Raw genomic sequence first — 17317 nt, 5'->3', positions numbered from 1 at the left:
CGGCATAACAGCCGTGCCCCGAGGGGGCGAGGGACCGCTGGCACAGAAAGTTAGGTTAGGCTAACCTTACTTCAGCATCCCTCGCCCCCCTCGCTTGTCCGGAGGACATCGCATGCGCTCGCACCTGCTCAATGACGTGACGGCGGACAGCTATCGGCGCTCCGTGACCGAAGGAGTCGAGCGGGTGGCGCATCGACTCGCCACCACCCGGAAGCCGTTCACCGGCGTGACCGCCGACGAACTCGCTCCGGTGATCTCAGCGGTCGACCTCGACCGGCCGCTCGGCAACGCCTCCGCCGCCCTCGACGAGCTGGAGACCGTCTACCTGCGCGACGCGGTCTACTTCCACCACCCCCGCTACCTCGGCCACCTCAACTGCCCGGTCGTCATCCCGGCCGTGCTCGGCGAGGCCGTGCTCTCCGCGGTCAACTCCTCGCTCGACACCTGGGACCAGAGCGCGGGCGGCACCCTCATCGAACGGCGCCTCATCGACTGGACCGCGCAGCGGATCGGCCTCGGAGCCGCCGCCGACGGCGTGTTCACCAGCGGCGGCACACAGTCCAACCTCCAGGCGCTGCTGCTCGCCCGTGAGGAGGCCAAAACGACGGACCTGGCCAAGCTGCGTATCTTCACCTCGGAGTGCAGCCACTTCAGCGTGCAGAAGTCGGCGACGCTGCTGGGCCTCGGCCGCGAGGCCGTCGTGTCCATCCCCGTCGACCGCAACAAGCGGATGCAGACCCTCGCTCTCGCCGCCGAGCTGGCACGCTGCAGCCGTGACGGCCTGGTCCCCATGGCCGTCGTCGCGACCGCGGGCACCACCGACTTCGGCTCCATCGACCCGCTGCCCGAGATCGCCGAGCTGGTCGAGCAGTACGGCACCTGGATGCATGTGGACGCGGCGTACGGCTGCGGACTGCTGGCCTCACCCACCCGCCGCCATCTCCTCGACGGCATCGAGCACGCCGACTCGGTGACCGTGGACTACCACAAGTCCTTCTTCCAGCCGGTGAGTTCATCCGCCGTGCTGGTCCGGGACGGGGCCACGCTCGGCCATGCCACGTACCACGCGGACTACCTCAACCCGCGGCGCACTCTCGAAGAGCACATCCCGAATCAGGTCGACAAGTCCCTGCAGACCACCCGCCGTTTCGACGCGCTGAAGCTGTGGATGACGCTGCGCGTGATGGGCGCGGACGGCGTCGGGCAGCTCTTCGACGAGGTCTGCGACCTGGCCGCGGCGGGCTGGGAGCTGCTGGCCGCCGACCCGCGCTACGACGTGGTGGTGCAGCCGCAGCTGTCGACGCTGGTCTACCGCTACATCCCGCAGTCCGCCACCGGCCCCGCCGAGATCGACCGGGCCAACCTGTATGCCCGCAAGGCGCTGTTCGCGTCCGGCGAGGCCGTGGTGGCCGGTACGAAGGTCGGCGGCCGCCAGTACCTGAAGTTCACCCTGCTCAACCCCGAGACGACGACCGAAGACATCGCCGCCGTACTCGATCTGATCGCCGGCCACGCCGAGCAGTACCTGGGAGAGAATCTTGTCCACGCCTCGTGAGCCCCTGGATTTCATCGGTATCGGGCTCGGGCCCTTCAATCTCGGACTGGCCTGCCTGACCGAGCCGATCGGTGAGCTGAGCGGCCTCTTCCTGGAGTCCAAGCCGGACTTCGAGTGGCACTCCGGCATGTTCCTGGAGGGCGCCCACCTCCAGACGCCGTTCATGTCGGACCTGGTCACCCTCGCCGACCCCACCTCCCCCTACTCCTTCCTCAACTATCTGAAGGAATCGGGGCGGCTGTACTCCTTCTACATCCGCGAGAACTTCTATCCGCTGCGGACCGAGTACAACGACTACTGCCGCTGGGCCGCGGCCAAACTGAGCTCCATCCGCTTCAGCACCACGGTAACCCGGGTCGAGTACGCGAACGAGCTGTACGTCGTCCACACCGAGGGCGGCGAACAGTTCCGCGCCCGGCGCCTCGTCCTGGGCACCGGCACCCCGCCGTACATCCCCGAGCCCTGCCAGGGACTGGACGGCGACCTTCTGCACAACTCGCGCTACCTCGACCACAAGGAGGCACTGCAGCAGAAGGAGTCGATCACCCTCGTCGGCAGCGGCCAGAGCGCGGCGGAGATCTACTACGACCTGCTCTCCGAGATCGACGTACACGGCTACCGGCTCAACTGGGTCACGCGCTCCCCGCGGTTCTTCCCGCTGGAGTACACCAAGCTGACCCTGGAGATGACCTCGCCGGAGTACATCGACTACTTCCACGCGCTGCCCGAGGCCACCCGCTACCGCCTAGAATCCCAGCAGAAGGGCCTCTTCAAGGGCATCGACGGCGATCTCATCAACGAGATCTTCGACCTGCTCTACCAGAAGAACCTCAAGGGCCCGGTCCCGACCAGACTGCTCACCAACTCCTCGCTCCAGAGCGCGCGGTACGAGAACGGGGCATACACCCTCGGGCTGCGCCAGGAGGAGCAGGGCAAGGACTTCGAGCTGCAGACCTCGGGCCTGATCCTGGCCACCGGCTACAAGTACGCCGAGCCCGAATTCCTGAAGCCTGTCGCCGACCGTATCCGCCGTGACGGGCAGGGCCGCTTCGATGTCGCCCGCAATTATGCGATCGACACGGCGGGCCGCGAGATCTTCCTGCAGAACGCGGGGGTGCACACGCACTCCATCACCTCGCCCGACCTGGGCATGGGCGCCTACCGAAACGCCTACATCATCGGAGAGCTGCTGGGATCCGAGTACTACGCCGTCGAAAAGTCCATCGCGTTCCAGGAGTTCTCCGTATGACGTTCACCGTCCGTCCCCTCGATCCGTTCGCCGACGCCGAGCTGGTGCACGGGTGGGTCACCCACCCCAAGGCCGCGTTCTGGCTGATGCAGGACGCGAAACTGCAGGACGTCGAGCGCGAGTACATGGCCATATCGGCTCATGAGCACCACCACGCCTTCATCGGACTGAAGGACGGTGAGCCCGTCTTCCTGATGGAGCGCTACGACCCGGCGCACGTCGAACTCGTCGGGCTGTACGACGCCATGCCGGGCGACGTCGGCATGCACTTCCTGGTCGCGCCGACCGATACGCCCGTGCACGGCTTCACCCGGGGCGTGATCACCGCGGTGATGGAGACGCTGTTCGCCGACATGGCCACCGAGCGTGTGGTCGTCGAGCCGGACGTGCGCAACCAGGCCGTGCACGCGCTCAACGAGGCCGTCGGCTTCGTGCCGGAGCGAGAGATCAAGAAGCCGGAGAAGGACGCGCTGCTGAGCTTCTGCACCCGCGCACAGTTCGAGGCGGCCCGGGGGGTGGCGGCATGACCCTCACCAACGCCGTATCGCATCTGACGCCCGAGCTGTGGGAGCAGGCCAACCGGCTGCTCGTGCGCAAGGCGCTGGCGGAGTTCTCGCACGAGCGGCTGCTGGTCCCCGAGTCGCTCGGCGAGGACCGCTACCGGGTCCTCAGCGACGACGCCGCGAGCGAATACCGTTTCAGCGCCGGCCGGTTCGCGCTCGACCACTGGCAGGTCCACGCCGACTCCATCAGCCGCCACCGGGACGGCGAGAAGCAGCCCGTGGACGCGCTGGACTTCTTCATCGAACTGCGCGGCTCGCTGGGCCTGAGCGAGGAGATCCTGCCGGTCTATCTGGAGGAGATCTCCTCCACCCTCTCCGGCACGGCGTACAAACTGACCAAGAAGCCCGTCACCTCCGCCGAACTCGCCACGGCCGGCTTCCAGGCCATCGAGACGGGCATGACCGAGGGCCACCCCTGCTTCGTGGCCAACAACGGCCGGCTCGGCTTCGGGGTCCATGAATACCTCTCGTACGCCCCCGAGACGGCCGGCGACATCCGCCTCGTCTGGCTCGCCGCCCGGCGGGATGTCGCCACCTTCACGGCAGGCGCCGGACTCGACTACGAGACGCTGGTCCAGAGCGAGCTCGGCGAAGCGGCGCTCGCCCGCTTCGGCGGGCAGCTCAGCGCCCTCGGACTCGACATCGCCGACTACTTCCTGCTGCCCGTCCACCCCTGGCAGTGGTGGAACAAACTGTCCGTCACCTTCGCCGCCGAGATCGCCCAGCAGCGGCTGGTGTGCCTGGGCGCGGGCGACGACGACTATCTCGCGCAGCAGTCGATCCGCACCTTCTTCAACAAGAGCGCCCCGGCGAAGCACTACGTCAAAACCGCGCTGTCCGTCCTGAACATGGGCTTCATGCGGGGCCTTTCGGCCGCGTACATGGAGGCGACACCCGCGATCAACGACTGGCTCGCGGGCCTGATCGACAGCGACGACGTACTGAAGGCGGCGCGCTTCTCGATCATCCGGGAGCGGGCGGCGATCGGGTACCACCACCGCCAGTACGAGCGGGCTACCGACCGCTACTCGCCGTACCGCAAGATGCTCGCCGCGCTGTGGCGCGAGAGCCCGGTGCCGTCGCTGCGGGCGGGTGAGCGGCTGGCGACCATGGCGTCGCTGCTCCATGCCGACCACGAGGGCGCGTCGTTCGCGGGCGCGCTGATCGACGAGTCGGGGCTCGCCCCCTCGGAGTGGCTGCGCCGGTATCTGGGCGCGTATCTGACGCCGGTGCTGCACAGTTTCTACGCGTACGACCTGGTCTTCATGCCCCACGGCGAGAACGTCATCCTCGTCATCGGCGAGGACGGCACGGTCCAGCGGGCGATCTTCAAGGACATCGCCGAGGAGATCGCGGTGATGGACCCGGACGCGGTGCTGCCGCCGGCCGTCGAACGGATCCGCGCGGACGTCCCCGACGACATGAAGCTGCTGTCCATTTTCACGGACGTCTTCGACTGCTTCTTCCGCTTCCTGGGGGCCACGCTGGTCGCGGAGGAGCGGCTGGACGAGGAGACGTTCTGGCGGACGGTCGCGGAGTGCGTGCTGGCCTACCAGGAGTCGGTGCCACATCTGGCGGACAAGTTCCGGGAGTACGACATGTTCGCGGACGAGTTCGCGCTCTCCTGCCTCAACCGGCTCCAGCTGCGCAACAACAAGCAGATGGTGGACCTGGCGGACCCGGCGGGGGCGCTGCAGCTGGTCGGCGCGCTGGAGAACCCGATCGCGCGGTTCTCCCACTGAACGGGCGGGCGCGCCGGTGACTACGGTCCCTCACCGGCGCGCCCGTCTCTCTTCGTGGGTCAGCCAGAGGGCCAGGGCACCTGCGGGCTGCGGTAGAAGTCGATGCCCAGCGCCTCCATCCGCGGCCCCTGCGAGGCCAGCCGCAGCCGGTACGCCTCCCAGTCGTGTGTGGACGCCGCCGACCAGCCCAGCTCCGCGACCCCCACCACCCTCGGGAACGCCATGAACTCGATGTGGTCACTCGTCGAGATCGTCTCCGACCACAGCGGTGCCTCGACCCCCGCCACCGCCGACGCCGGCGCGCCCGGAAGATACGCGCCCGGATCCCAGTCGTACGCCCTGCGCACCTCGACGAAGCCCGCCCAGTCCAGCCCCAGCGGGGTGTCCTTGTTGTACTTCATGTCGAGGTAGATACGGTCCGCGGGCGACAGGATGAGTCCGGTGCCGTTCCGCGCGGCCCTCGCGACCTGCGCCTTCTCCTGGGCGCTGGTGCCGTCCAGACCCCAGTACTGCGCGAGCGCGCCCTTCGCGGGTGTGGCGCCGGTCAGCTGGTGCCAACCGACCACCGTCTTCCCGTACTTGGCGACGATCGGCTGCACCTTGTCCATGAACGCCACATAGTCCGCATGGCTGGTGGAGTGCGCCTCGTCGCCGCCGATGTGGAGGTACTTCCCGGGCGTCAGCGCGGCGAGCTCGCGCACCACGTCGTCCACGAAGTCGTACGTCAGGGCCTTCGGCACACAGAGCGAGCTGAAGCCGACGTCCGTACCGGTGTAGAGCGGCGGCGCGACGCCGTTGCAGTTCAGCTGGGCGTACGAGGCGAGCGCGGCGTTCGTGTGGCCCGGCATGTCGATCTCCGGGACGACCTCCAGATAGCGGGAGGCGGCGTGGCCGAGGATCTCGTTGTACTGGGCCTTCGTGTAGTAGCCGCCCGGCCCGCCGCCGACCTGGGTCGAGCCGCCGTAGGTGGCCAGAAGCGGCCAGGAGTCGATGGCGATCCGCCAGCCCTGGTCGTCGGAGAGATGCAGATGCAGCTTGTTGATCTTGTAGAGGGCGAGCTGGTCGATGTAGAGCTTGACCTGGTCGACGGTGAAGAAGTGCCGGGAGACGTCGAGCATCGCGCCCCGGTAGGCATAGCGCGGGGTGTCGGTGACGGTGCCGCCCGCGACCTGCCAGGGGCCACGCTGGTGGGCGCTCTTCTCCACGGCCGCGGGCAGCAGTTGGCGCAGCGTCTGCACGGCGTGGAAGAGGCCGGCGGGCTTGCGGGCGGTGAGGGTGAGCCCGGCGGGGGACGACTGGAGCCGGTAGCCCTCGTCGCCGAGGGCGCGCTCCTCGGCGCTCAGCCGCAACCGGATGCCGCCGGGGGCGGGGCCGTCGGTGAGGGGCAGCGCGTATCCGGTGGACGGCCGCAGAATCCCGGCGAGATACGTGCCGATCTGCTGCGCCTCGCGGGAGTGCTGGTCGACCCGGATCCGGGTCCAGGGGGTGAGCGTGTACGGGGCGCCGCCCGGGCTCACGGACGCGGGCGCAGGGACGATCTGCCCCAGCGGCCGCGGGGTGGACGCGGACCGGTCGGGCACCGACCGGTCGGGCGCGGGTCCGGCGCCGATGGCGGCGATGCCCGCGGCGGCTACAAGCAGCAGCGAGCCGAACAGACGGGGTAACGCTCTGGGCTGTCTCACAGGCTGGGTCCCTTCGACGGGCGTCGCAACTGTGGTGCTGAACAACCGAACGGCAGTCATCATGCGTACCGTGCACCCCAGTTGAGGTCAAGGTGTAGACCACTTCCTCAAGCCTCAGGTGAAAGAATCCCCGCATGGCGGCTGTGCCATCCCGGGGGACAACCCCCGGACCCCCGGGCGAGAACCCCGCCGACCCCAGCCAACTCGCCCCGGGCGAACGCCCGTACCCCACCCCCGATGCGAGAATCGCGGGCATGGCGGAAATCATCCAGAAGGACGGCACCTGGACCTTCGACGGGGACACAGTGCGCATCGTGCCCGGCAGCGACAAGAGCGTCAGTCTGCTGCGCCAGACCCTCGGGGAGGTCGCCGTCCCCCTGAACGCACTCGCCGGCATCTCCTTCGAGCCCGGCAAGAAGTCCGGACGCCTCCGGCTGCGGCTGCGCAACGGCGCCGACCCGCTGCTGCAGATCACCGGCGGCAAGCTGGAGGACAGCTCCGACCCCTACCGGCTCACCGTCGAGAACGACCGCACCGGCGTCGCCGAGTACTTCGTCGACGAGGTCCGTAACGCCCTGCTGCTCGACCAGGTGCAGACCGGCCCCGTCGACACTTATCTCGTGCCCGGCCCCGCCCTGCCCATCACCGTCGGCGCGGGCGACGGCACCGCCACCTTCGACGGTGAGCGGATCCGGCTGGAGTGGAACTGGAAGACCGAGGAGTCCAAGTCGTCCGGCGGCGCCCGCAGCGTCGCCCTGGAGGACGTGGAGGCGGTGGAGTGGCTGCCCTCGGCCGGTCTGGAGAACGGCTACCTCCGGTTCCGGGTGACCAAGGCCGGCTCCCCGCCCCCACCGAAGTACGACCCGTATGCCGTGGAGCTGTGGGGCTTCCGCAAGGATCCCCTGATGGCGCTGGTCGGGGCGGCCGTAACAGCACGGATGCCGCATCCGTACGCACCGCAGGACGCCCTGCCGCCCCCCGCGCCCAGCAGCGACGATCATGACGCGCTGCTGCGCCGGCTGCGGGAGCTGGGCGAGCTGCATCAGGCCGGGATACTGACGGAAGAGGAGTTCACCACCGCAAAACGGGCGGTTCTCAAGCGCCTCTGAGTGAGATGTGCCCGCAATCGGGCAGGATTCTTGCAATCGCGACAGGTGACCCCGCAATATCTACGGGTGCTCGAACGCCGCCCATCGTCCCACGACGATCTCATCGACCATCTGGTGCGCAGCACCGCGCTCCAGCGCGGTGAGGCAGCCCGGGTGGTGCTCGACGTGCTGGCGTACTTCGACGAGAGGACCGAGGAATTCGTCCGCCGCCGCCACCGCGAGCTGCAATCCGGTGGCCTGGCGAACACGGAGATCTTCGAGCGCATCGCGGCCGAGCTGCCGTACCGCGCCGTGGCGCCGCCGGAGCTCTCGCTCCGCCAGCTGCGCCGCATCGTCTACGGCTGACCGGCCGGGCACACACCTGATCTACCGGAGGGCATAACTGTATGTGTGGAATTGTCGGTTACATCGGTAAGCGTGACGTGGCTCCGCTGCTGCTCGAAGGCCTGCAGCGGCTGGAGTACCGGGGCTATGACTCCGCGGGCATCGTGATCACGAGCCCCAAGGCCGCCGGCCTGAAGATGGTCAAGGCCAAGGGCCGGGTCCGTGACCTGGAGGCCCGCGTTCCCAAGCGCTTCGCCGGCACCACCGGCATCGCCCACACCCGCTGGGCCACCCACGGCGCCCCGAGCGACATCAACTCGCACCCGCACCTCGACCCCGAGAACAAGGTCGCGGTCGTCCACAACGGCATCGTCGACAACGCCGCCGAGCTGCGCGCGAAGCTGGAAGCCGACGGCGTCGTCTTCGCCTCCGAGACCGACACCGAGGTGATCACCCACCTGATCGCCCGCTCCCAGGCCGAGAAGCTCGAGGAGAAGGTCCGCGAGGCGCTCAAGGTCGTCGAGGGCACCTACGGCATCGCCGTCATGCACGCCGACTTCAGCGACCGCATCGTCGTGGCCCGCAACGGCTCCCCGGTCGTCCTCGGCATCGGCGAGAAGGAGATGTTCGTCGCCTCCGACGTCGCCGCGCTGATCTCCCACACCCGCCAGGTCGTCACCCTCGACGACGGCGAAATGGCCACGCTGAAAGCCGACGACTTCCGCACGTACACGACCTCGGGCACGCGCACCACCGCCACCCCCGAGACCGTCGAGTGGGAGGCCGCCTCCTACGACATGGGCGGCCACGACACGTACATGCACAAGGAGATCTCCGAGCAGCCCGACGCGGTGGACCGCGTCCTGCGCGGCCGCATCGACGAGAAGTTCTCCACCGTGCACCTCGGCGGGCTGAACCTGGACGCCCGTGAGGCCCGCGGCATCCGTCGTGTGAAGATCCTCGGCTGCGGCACCTCGTACCACGCGGGCATGATCGGCGCCTCGCTGATCGAGGGCCTGGCCCGGATCCCCGCGGACGCCGAGCCGGCCTCCGAGTTCCGCTACCGCAACCCGGTCGTGGACCCCGACACCCTGTACATCGCCGTCTCCCAGTCCGGTGAGACGTACGACGTGCTCGCGGCCGTCCAGGAGCTCAAGCGCAAGGGCGCCCGCGTCCTCGGCGTGGTCAACGTGGTGGGCTCCGCGATCGCCCGCGAGGCCGACGGCGGCGTGTACGTGCATGCCGGGCCCGAGGTCTGCGTCGTGTCCACCAAGTGCTTCACCAACACCGTGGTCGCCTTCGGGCTGCTCGCCCTGCATCTGGGCCGCATCCGCGACCTCTCGGTCTCCGACGGCAAGCGGATCATCGAGGGCCTGCGCAAGCTGCCCGCGCAGATCAGCGAGATCCTTGAGGGTGAGGCCGAGATCAAGAAGCTCGCCGAGGAGTACGCGGGCGCCAAGTCGATGATGTTCATCGGCCGTGTGCGCGGTTACCCGGTGGCTCTTGAGGCCTCCCTGAAGCTCAAGGAGATCTCCTACATCCACGCCGAGGCCTACCCGGCCTCCGAGCTCAAGCACGGCCCGCTGGCGCTCATCGAGCCCGCGCTGCCGACGGTGGCGATCGTCCCGGACGACGAGCTGCTGGAGAAGAACCGCGCGGCCCTGGAGGAGATCAAGGCCCGCAGCGGCCGGATCCTCGCCGTCGCGCACCGCGAGCAGGAGAAGGCCGACCACACGATCGTCGTGCCGAAGAACGAGAACGAGCTGGACCCGATCCTGATGGGCATCCCGCTCCAGCTCTTCGCGTACCACACGGCCCTGGCCATGGGCCGCGACATCGACAAGCCGCGCAACCTGGCGAAGTCGGTCACGGTCGAGTAGCAGAACCCGTTCCCGGACACGGGCGGTCCCCTGCGCGCAGCCACCAATGCGCGCAGGGGACCGCCCTTTTGGTAAGCCGGCGCGGCCCAGGCGCCGGCTTGCGGCTGCCTCAGCCGGTGGCCGTCACTCCACGGCCGGCAGCGCGTCCGGAGAAGGTCGGCCACTTGGCGAGTGCGGCCGTCGCGCCGTACCAGGCCGCCAGGCCCGCGACCGCGCCGACCCAGCCGCCCGCCTTGGCCAGGCCGTCGTTGTCCGCGAACGACGCGATGCCTATGAGCAGCAGTGAGACGAACAGCAGCCCGTAGACGCCCTGTCCGAACAGTCCGCTGCCCGCGGACGCGGCGGTCAGGGTGAGTGCGAGCAGCGCCCACAGCAGCAGGAAGAGGCCTGCCGCCTCGGCCGACATCTCCGTGCCGACCCCGGTGCCCCAGGTGAACCAGAAGGCGCCGAGACCCGAAAACGCCGTGCCCGCACCGGCGTTGCCCGCGCGGTACTCGAGAAGCCCGATGATGAACAGTGCGACGCCGCCCACCCACGTCGCGAGACCGGCGGCGTCCGTCGCCGCCACATTGTCGATCACACCAGTGTGGCCGACGCCGAACGCCAGCAGGGTCAGTCCGAGCGCGAGGTGGCCGAGAGTCGAGGTAGTAGCGCTTCCCGCAGAGACTTCGTTGTCCACGGCGGGCTCCCTTCGTGTCCTGTGCAGTTGTGCTGCTTACCAGCCACCCTTATCTACCCTTCACAAGCGCACAATCCACCTGTACGGGTGGGTAGTTTTCCGTGCACACCAAGGGAGTTGACCCCGCGCGACCTGGGCGGAAAGCGCAAGTGGAAGCGCGATTACGGGTTGGCTACGGGATGACGACAACCGGCCGCTGCGCGCGCTTCGCGAGCCGTCCCGCCACCGAGCCGAAGAGGCGCCCGACGATGCCGTGCGTCGAGCCGACCACGATCGCGTCGGCCGAATACTCCCGGCCGACCTCCTCCAGCTCGTGGCAGATGTCGCCACCGCGCTCGACCAGGATCCAGGGCACCTCGGCGAGATAGTCCGCGCAGGCGAGCTCCAGGCCCAGCACCTCGGTGCGGTGATCGGGGACATCCACGAAGACCGGGGGCTCACAGCCCGCCCAGACGGTGGTGGGCAGCCGGTTGGCGACATGGACGATGATCAGGCCGGAACCGGACCTTTTGGCCATGCCGATGGCGTAGGCGAGCGCCCGCTCACTGGACGTCGACCCGTCGAAGCCGACGACGACTCCGTGCCGGAAGGCCGGATCGCAGGAATGACGTGTCTCTTCTGCCGCCTGGAGGTCCGACGTGGGGTCGGCGACCTGCTTGCGGTCCGCGGGTTCGGGAAATTCGTGACCGGCCATCGGTGTCTCGGCGTTCAGATCCTCATGGGAGGGCGACGGTGGGCGGCAGAGCTGTGTCCGGGAATCATCTTCCCTGGCCCATACCCCCAAGGGTACGGCGACACTCCTTCCCCTGCCCAGAGCCCACAGGCCCTCTCACGGCGTTCCAGGGAGCATGCCCGAGCCCGCCCCGTATGGCAATGCCGCTTGGTGTGTACACGCTTGGTATGTACAGCCGTCCGGCACACCGCCGGGGACGCCTCAGGGTGACCGAACCGCTGCGCCTGTCGTTGGCACCTCGGTCACCCCGCCGCCTCCAGGGAGCTTCCGTGTCCGCACCACCGTCCGCCCCGGCCTCCGCCCCTTCTCCCGCCCCCTCCCCGGTCCCGCAGCACGGACGGCGCCGCGCGCCGCGACGGCAGGAGGCGCCCGCCGGGCCCGTCGGGCGCGTTCCGCACCCCTCGTCCGAGTCAGCCGGCGACGTGGTCCGCTGGGCGGCTTTCAGCTGTGTGCTCGTGCCTGTCGTGCTGGTCGTGTACGGGACGTCCGTCGGCGGGGCCGCCGCCGCGGCCCTCGGTCTCGCCGCGGTCACCGCCGCCTGCCGGGTGCTGCTGCGCCAGTCCGAGCGCGGTGCGGCCCGGGCCCGTACGGCCGAGGCCACGCCGCCGCGCGGCCGCCGCGCGCGGACGGGTCCGGGGGCGCGCCGGGGCGGTCGGCACGGCGCCGGAAGTGCGCCCGGCGGCTGACGGGTTCGTACACTCGCACCCGTATGTTTTCAGCCAACTTCGCGCCACTGGCTCCCCCTTGGCGAAATGGCCTGCCAACCCCCTTGCCACCAGGGAAGAAAGGACTATTCGCGGCCCTTGCGCCCTACGTGGATGGGCCATGAGTGCCAGGCGCACTTCCCTGGGCGCCCGACGAGTGGAACGCTTCGTGATCGAATGCTTCGCGCCAAGTTGCCATGTCGACATAGCGGGGCATGCCGAACTTGTCACGTCGGCGCCACGAGACACAGTAGATTCGATCATGAGTATCGAAGACTCGGGACTCGTGCAAAACCGAGGGGAAACGTGCAGGAGCGAAAGGCCCGAAACGAACGGGGAGACGCGAACACCGAGGGGGGCTTAGCGTCATGAGTCAGGACTCCGCCGCACCGGAGGCAGCGCGGAAGCTTTCCGGCCGCCGGCGCCGGGAGGTTGTCGCGGTGCTGCTGTTCAGCGGCGGCCCCATCTTTGAAAGTTCCATCCCGCTCTCGGTGTTCGGAATTGACCGTCAGGACGCCGGAGTTCCCCGCTATCGACTGCTCGTCTGCGGTGGCGAGGAGGGCCCGCTGCGGACCACCGGCGGGCTCGAACTGACCGCGCCGTACGGCCTTGAGGCCATCGGCAGAGCAGGCACCGTCGTCGTACCGGCATGGCGGTCGATCACGTCACCGCCACCGCCCGAGGCGCTCGACGCGCTGCGCCGGGCGCATGAGGAGGGGGCCAGGATCGTCGGCCTGTGCACGGGTGCGTTCGTGCTCGCGGCGGCCGGTCTGCTGGACGGCCGCCCGGCCACCACCCACTGGATGTACGCGCCGACCTTGGCCAAGAGATATCCGTCCGTCCACGTCGATCCGCGCGAGCTGTTCGTCGACGACGGCGATGTGCTCACCTCCGCGGGGACGGCGGCCGGAATCGACCTGTGCCTCCACATCGTGCGCACCGACCACGGCACCGAGGCCGCCGGGGCACTGGCCCGCAGGCTGGTCGTGCCGCCGCGCCGCAGTGGGGGGCAGGAGCGGTATCTGGACAGGTCTTTACCAGAGGAAATCGGGTCGGACCCGCTGGCCGAGGTCGTCTCGTGGGCGCTGGAGCATCTCCATGAACAGTTCGATGTGGAGACCCTGGCGGCCCGGGCGTACATGAGCCGGCGCACCTTCGACCGGCGATTCCGTTCGCTGACCGGCAGCGCGCCGCTGCAATGGCTGATCACCCAGCGGGTGCTTCAGGCCCAGCGGCTGCTCGAGACCTCCGACTACTCGGTCGACGAGGTCGCGGGCCGCTGCGGCTTCCGCTCGCCGGTGGCGCTGCGTGGCCATTTCCGGCGCCAGCTGGGCTCCTCACCGGCCGCGTACCGGGCCGCCTACCGGGTCCGCCGACCGCAGAGCGAGTCCCCACCGCCCCCGGTGGTGGAGGCTGTCGTACCGGCGCAGGCGGGTCCACAGGCCAGAAGGGCCGCGGCGGCGGCCGGAGCGACGGGACCGGCGGCCACTTCGGCCGCTCCGCCGGAGCTCGGGAAGCCTCCGTCCGACGCGTACGCGTCGGGCCACGGCCGTCCGAGCCTGCCGGGCCAGCGGAGTGCGCCATAGTCCGACGGGATGCGACGCCGCCCCCCGATCGCCGGGGGACCAGCCGGGTCCTAGGTCCTGTCCGGTCGATCAGGCCGGATCAGTGAGCGGGTCCGGCGATGGGGGCACCTCCCGTGCCCGAAGGGCTACGGGGGAGCATCTCAAGGCGGAGGAAGGAGCCGACGCGGAGCGTAGGCGACTGACGACAACGCAGCGAGGTGCCGTGCCAGGGCACGCGAGCCCGGCCTGGTCGGCCGGGCAGGACCTAAGGTAGGACGCATGAACGATCGCATGGTGTGGATCGACTGCGAGATGACCGGGCTCTCGTTGGCGGACGACGCACTCATCGAGGTGGCCGCACTGGTCACCGACTCGGAACTGAACGTGCTCGGCGAAGGGGTGGACATCGTGATCCGCCCGCCGGACGCGGCGCTGGAAACGATGCCCGAGGTGGTGCGGCAGATGCACACCGCCTCGGGCCTCCTCGACGAGCTTGCGGGCGGCACCACGCTCGCGGCCGCCGAGGAGCAGGTCCTGGCGTACGTACGCAAGCACGTCAAGGAGCCCGGCAAGGCTCCCCTGTGCGGAAACTCGGTCGGCACCGACCGCGGCTTCCTGCTGCGTGACATGCCCAAGGTGGAGCAGTACCTCCACTACCGGATCGTCGATGTCTCCTCGGTCAAGGAACTGGCACGCCGCTGGTACCCGAGGGCGTACTTCAACAGTCCGGAGAAGAACGGCAACCACCGGGCGCTGGCGGACATCCGCGAATCCATCGCGGAGCTGCGCTACTACCGGGAGGCGGTCTTCGTGCCGCAGCCCGGACCGGACTCGGATACCGCGAAGAAGATCGCGGCGAAGCACGTCCTTCCCGCGGAGTAGGACCGGAGGGGGCGAGCGCCAAGGGGAGGCCCCTGAGGGGCGTAAACCCGGGCGCGAGCACCCTCCGGGACCCTGTACACTTTTTCTCGGCCGGTCGGAAAGTGACCGGTCGTGGTGGGTATAGCTCAGCTGGTAGAGCACCTGGTTGTGGTCCAGGATGTCGCGGGTTCGAGTCCCGTTACTCACCCTGAATGATCAAGGGCTGACCTGTGAGAACGGGTCGGCCCTTCTTCATGCCCGAAACCACGGGGGTCCCGTGGGGGTCCGCTGCCGCTGAACCCCGCTTATGGTCTCCGCCATGGCGTACATCCAAGAGCGTCCTCAGAAGAACGGGGCCGTCACCTACCAGGTCCGCTGGATCGAGGGTGGCGGACGTACGGGCGAGAACCTGTCCGAGCGCTTCGGAGACCGGGGCGCCGCAGAGCAGTTCAAGAACCTCGTGAATGCCCACGGCCAGCATTGGCCGCATGGATGGGTGAAGGGTCAGGGCTTCATCGAGGAGCCGGCCGTCCCGGCGACGTCGCCCTCGACGGCTACGCGACCCGCTACGTCGACCGGCTGACGGGGATCGACGAGCGGACCCGCGAGGACTACCACCGCGAGATCCGCCTCCACCTCTCCGTCCTGCGGCACACCGACCCCGCCGGGAATCAGCGCGCCGCGACAATCTGCAACCTCACGCAGGACGACGTCACGGACTGGGTGCGTGCCGAGGAGGCAGGCGAGAAGGACGCCGAGGACCCCGAGAAGTGGGCGCGGCGGCCTGCCGACCCGAAGAGCATCGCGAACCGGCACGGACAAGATGATCGAGGACACCCTCAACGGAGACCAGTAGCGGTCACGACGGGACTCGGCCCACGTTTCCCGGCCGCCGGGCCCGACATTCGATCAACTCCGGCTCATTGATGCTCGGCGGGCATCGCCAAGCCGGCCGGGCGCCTCGTATCCAGTGAACTGCCAAACTAGGAGGTCCTCGTGGTGCAGAGCCTGCGTGACATCTGGACTGAAACGCCACCCCTCACAAAGCTCGTGTGCAAGGTCTCCATACCCTTGGGCATGACGCTCATGGCAGTGGGAGTCGTGGGCGACATCTTTTTCAAGTGGTGGGATGGCCTCTCGTTCATCACGAACCTCCTGTCCAGCGTTACCGGGCTGGCCTTCGCCGTGCCGTTCGCCCTGCTCATCCTCGACCGTCTCGCGGAACCTCACGCCATCGCAGCGGAGAGGCGCTCGGCAATACGGCTCGCTGGGCTTTGGATCGCCAAGTACGAGGCTGCCAAGGTCGACGTCGCCCGGCTGAGCCGGGAACTGCAATGGATGAATGGATTGGCGCCAGCCAACGCCGAGGAGGAGGCGGCCGCATTCGACGAGCTCCACCGAACTCTCTCCAGCAATTGGGGCTGCGTGCTTCACCTTCGGGACGCCTGGGCACTCGTCCGAGGCACCGCTGAACAGAGGCTCGCCGAGAACGGCATGCGCCTTCGCACCTCACTGCGCATTGACCATTACGACCAGCTGGTGGAGAGCACCTACCAGGGCACCATGAGGATCCTGCAAGCAACCTCGGCCAACATGCCGCCGCACGCCGAATTGGAAACCTGGTTCTCCGAGCTAGGAATGGTGTCATCAGTGCGTGTCTCGTTCTACGACGACTGATCTAGACCCAACACCGAGTCCGCACGACACTACGGGATATCGGTGTCGGACGGCTCCGCCTCGTACCTCCCCGGCTCTCCACCCACCCAGTCGATCAACTTCGAGCCACCGAGGACCAACTCATCCGGATCCTCCACACCAGCCCGGCGCAGGAACTCGATCACGTCGGCGTCCGACCACGCGAGGCCGAGGATCCGCTCATCCCCTCGACACGCACCGTGACGCGCCGCCCGCCCGACGGAGAGATCCGGTGCACGACAATCGGGGCGTGTTCCATACCTCCAGGCTGCGCCGAGCCCCCGTTCACACCACACCGAGGGCCGTGTCAGGCCGGCAGAACTGGCACGGCTCGACACCCCCGGCCAGAGCTGCGCGCGCCTGGTCCTGACTCACTGGCTTCTTGTGCTTTGCCATGCCGCAGTCGCCGATGTGGACCTCCAGCGGCTTCGGTCGGCGCCGATGCCGTACGACACGCACCAGCCCGGATCGCGCGGCGGCTGGAGACGCTCGGCGCGCACCTGCTCGGCGGCGCGCTGCTCCTCCTGCGCGATCCACCGGTCCGTCTGCTGGAGCTGCTGCTCCTGGACACGGCGGAGGAACTGGAGCAGCTCCAGACGCGGCACATATTGTCGCCATTGCGTAACCGTCTGCGATGTTCCGGTGACAGTTGGCACCTTGGGAGGATTTGATGCCTTCCATGGTGGAACCGGTGGGGATCGCGGCGAGCGGGCTTGGGCGGGCCGCTGGCACGGTATTAGGGAAGGCCCTCAGCCCGAAGGGCCGTGTGCGGCTGGGTGGTCGAGAGGAACGCAGAGCTGCCTACAGCGCGCTCCAGACTGCCGTCCTGCATGCCCTTATGGCCAAGGCCCGCTTACGGGAGTTTTGGCTCCTGCGCTGGACCAGGAAGATACCAACTTCGCACTACGCGCAGCTGAAAAAGGAAACACGGGATGTAAATGTGGCCATGGTGGATGCATACACCACGGTATTGCTG

17 protein-coding genes, 1 tRNA gene and 1 pseudogene are annotated in these 17317 nt (G+C 68.5%); 13 read left to right on the top strand and 6 right to left on the bottom strand.

Annotated features, from left to right (window positions below; all coding sequences use genetic code 11):
* The first annotated feature begins 112 nt into the window (after positions 1–112).
* Genes OOK40_RS02840 through OOK40_RS02825 form a run of 4 tightly spaced genes read left to right on the top strand, consistent with a single transcriptional unit; the run spans position 113 to position 5109 of the window.
* Entirely contained in the window at positions 113–1555 is a 1443-nt protein-coding gene (locus tag OOK40_RS02840) for an aspartate aminotransferase family protein (RefSeq protein ID WP_266476192.1), read from the top strand.
* Positions 1539–2804: a lysine N(6)-hydroxylase/L-ornithine N(5)-oxygenase family protein gene (locus tag OOK40_RS02835; RefSeq protein ID WP_266476191.1), complete on the top strand. Its 1266-nt coding sequence runs from the start codon at positions 1539–1541 to the stop codon at positions 2802–2804. The genes OOK40_RS02840 and OOK40_RS02835 overlap by 17 nt, the downstream gene beginning before the upstream one ends.
* The gene (locus OOK40_RS02830) at positions 2801–3331 is read left to right on the top strand and encodes a GNAT family N-acetyltransferase (protein WP_266476189.1); all 531 of its coding nucleotides are present in this window, start codon (positions 2801–2803) and stop codon (positions 3329–3331) included. Before OOK40_RS02835 ends, OOK40_RS02830 begins: the two co-directional genes overlap by 4 nt.
* Positions 3328–5109 (top strand): IucA/IucC family siderophore biosynthesis protein, encoded by a 1782-nt coding sequence (locus tag OOK40_RS02825; protein ID WP_266476188.1) that lies wholly within the window; start codon positions 3328–3330, stop codon positions 5107–5109. Before OOK40_RS02830 ends, OOK40_RS02825 begins: the two co-directional genes overlap by 4 nt.
* A gap of 59 nt (positions 5110–5168) precedes the next feature.
* Here the strand turns inward: OOK40_RS02825 and OOK40_RS02820 are convergent, their stop codons facing one another.
* Entirely contained in the window at positions 5169–6791 is a 1623-nt protein-coding gene (locus OOK40_RS02820; RefSeq protein ID WP_266476187.1) for a beta-N-acetylhexosaminidase, read from the bottom strand.
* Positions 6792–7045: 254 nt separating this feature from the next.
* Between OOK40_RS02820 and OOK40_RS02815 the strand changes: the two genes are divergently transcribed.
* The 3 genes from OOK40_RS02815 to glmS all read left to right on the top strand — a co-directional run bounded on the left by OOK40_RS02815 (position 7046) and on the right by glmS (position 10104).
* The gene (locus tag OOK40_RS02815; RefSeq protein ID WP_266476186.1) at positions 7046–7900 is read left to right on the top strand and encodes a DUF4429 domain-containing protein; all 855 of its coding nucleotides are present in this window, start codon (positions 7046–7048) and stop codon (positions 7898–7900) included.
* A 66-nt stretch (positions 7901–7966) separates the two neighbouring features.
* Complete coding sequence (locus OOK40_RS02810) at positions 7967–8245, top strand: hypothetical protein (RefSeq protein ID WP_266478803.1); 279 nt, start codon at positions 7967–7969, stop codon at positions 8243–8245.
* A gap of 41 nt (positions 8246–8286) precedes the next feature.
* Positions 8287–10104 (top strand): glutamine--fructose-6-phosphate transaminase (isomerizing), encoded by a 1818-nt coding sequence (gene glmS, locus OOK40_RS02805; protein ID WP_266476185.1) that lies wholly within the window; start codon positions 8287–8289, stop codon positions 10102–10104.
* A gap of 109 nt (positions 10105–10213) precedes the next feature.
* Here glmS and OOK40_RS02800 read toward each other — a convergent pair whose 3' ends face one another.
* Together OOK40_RS02800 and OOK40_RS02795 are read right to left on the bottom strand one after the other, a co-directional pair.
* Complete coding sequence (locus OOK40_RS02800) at positions 10214–10783, bottom strand: acetate uptake transporter (RefSeq protein ID WP_266476184.1); 570 nt, start codon at positions 10781–10783, stop codon at positions 10214–10216.
* Between the two features lie 172 nt (positions 10784–10955).
* Positions 10956–11477, bottom strand: a complete 522-nt coding sequence (locus OOK40_RS02795; protein WP_266476182.1) for a universal stress protein — start codon at positions 11475–11477, stop codon at positions 10956–10958.
* A gap of 308 nt (positions 11478–11785) precedes the next feature.
* On the opposite strand from OOK40_RS02795, the gene OOK40_RS35225 reads away from it, so the two are divergent.
* From OOK40_RS35225 to OOK40_RS02765, 6 genes are all read left to right on the top strand, one after another.
* A complete protein-coding gene (locus OOK40_RS35225; protein WP_323136030.1) occupies positions 11786–12202 on the top strand; it encodes a hypothetical protein in 417 nt (138 codons plus the stop codon).
* 386 nt (positions 12203–12588) lie between these two features.
* Positions 12589–13806 (top strand): GlxA family transcriptional regulator, encoded by a 1218-nt coding sequence (locus OOK40_RS02785; protein WP_266476180.1) that lies wholly within the window; start codon positions 12589–12591, stop codon positions 13804–13806.
* A gap of 258 nt (positions 13807–14064) precedes the next feature.
* Complete coding sequence (orn, locus tag OOK40_RS02780; protein WP_266476179.1) at positions 14065–14667, top strand: oligoribonuclease; 603 nt, start codon at positions 14065–14067, stop codon at positions 14665–14667.
* A 114-nt stretch (positions 14668–14781) separates the two neighbouring features.
* Positions 14782–14854: transfer RNA gene (locus tag OOK40_RS02775), tRNA-His, on the top strand.
* A gap of 284 nt (positions 14855–15138) precedes the next feature.
* Entirely contained in the window at positions 15139–15573 is a 435-nt protein-coding gene (locus OOK40_RS02770) for a hypothetical protein (RefSeq protein ID WP_266476178.1), read from the top strand.
* A gap of 69 nt (positions 15574–15642) precedes the next feature.
* Positions 15643–16323 carry a hypothetical protein gene (locus tag OOK40_RS02765; protein WP_266476177.1) on the top strand — a complete coding sequence of 227 codons (681 nt, stop codon included), beginning with the start codon at positions 15643–15645 and terminating at the stop codon, positions 16321–16323.
* A 29-nt stretch (positions 16324–16352) separates the two neighbouring features.
* Here the strand turns inward: OOK40_RS02765 and OOK40_RS02760 are convergent.
* From OOK40_RS02760 to OOK40_RS02750, 3 genes and pseudogenes are all read right to left on the bottom strand, one after another.
* A pseudogene (locus tag OOK40_RS02760) lies at positions 16353–16600 on the bottom strand (hypothetical protein).
* A gap of 26 nt (positions 16601–16626) precedes the next feature.
* Entirely contained in the window at positions 16627–16737 is a 111-nt protein-coding gene (locus OOK40_RS02755; protein ID WP_266476176.1) for a DUF6233 domain-containing protein, read from the bottom strand.
* Entirely contained in the window at positions 16713–16946 is a 234-nt protein-coding gene (locus OOK40_RS02750) for a hypothetical protein (protein WP_266476174.1), read from the bottom strand. The genes OOK40_RS02755 and OOK40_RS02750 overlap by 25 nt, the downstream gene beginning before the upstream one ends.
* Between the last annotated feature and the right edge of the window lie 371 nt (positions 16947–17317).

The organism is Streptomyces sp. NBC_01481 (genome assembly GCF_026339995.1).
Taxonomy (GTDB): Bacteria; Actinomycetota; Actinomycetes; order Streptomycetales; family Streptomycetaceae; genus Streptomyces.
The sequence above is the reverse complement of the archived record's forward strand: the minus strand, read 5'-3'. Positions and strand labels throughout refer to the sequence as shown.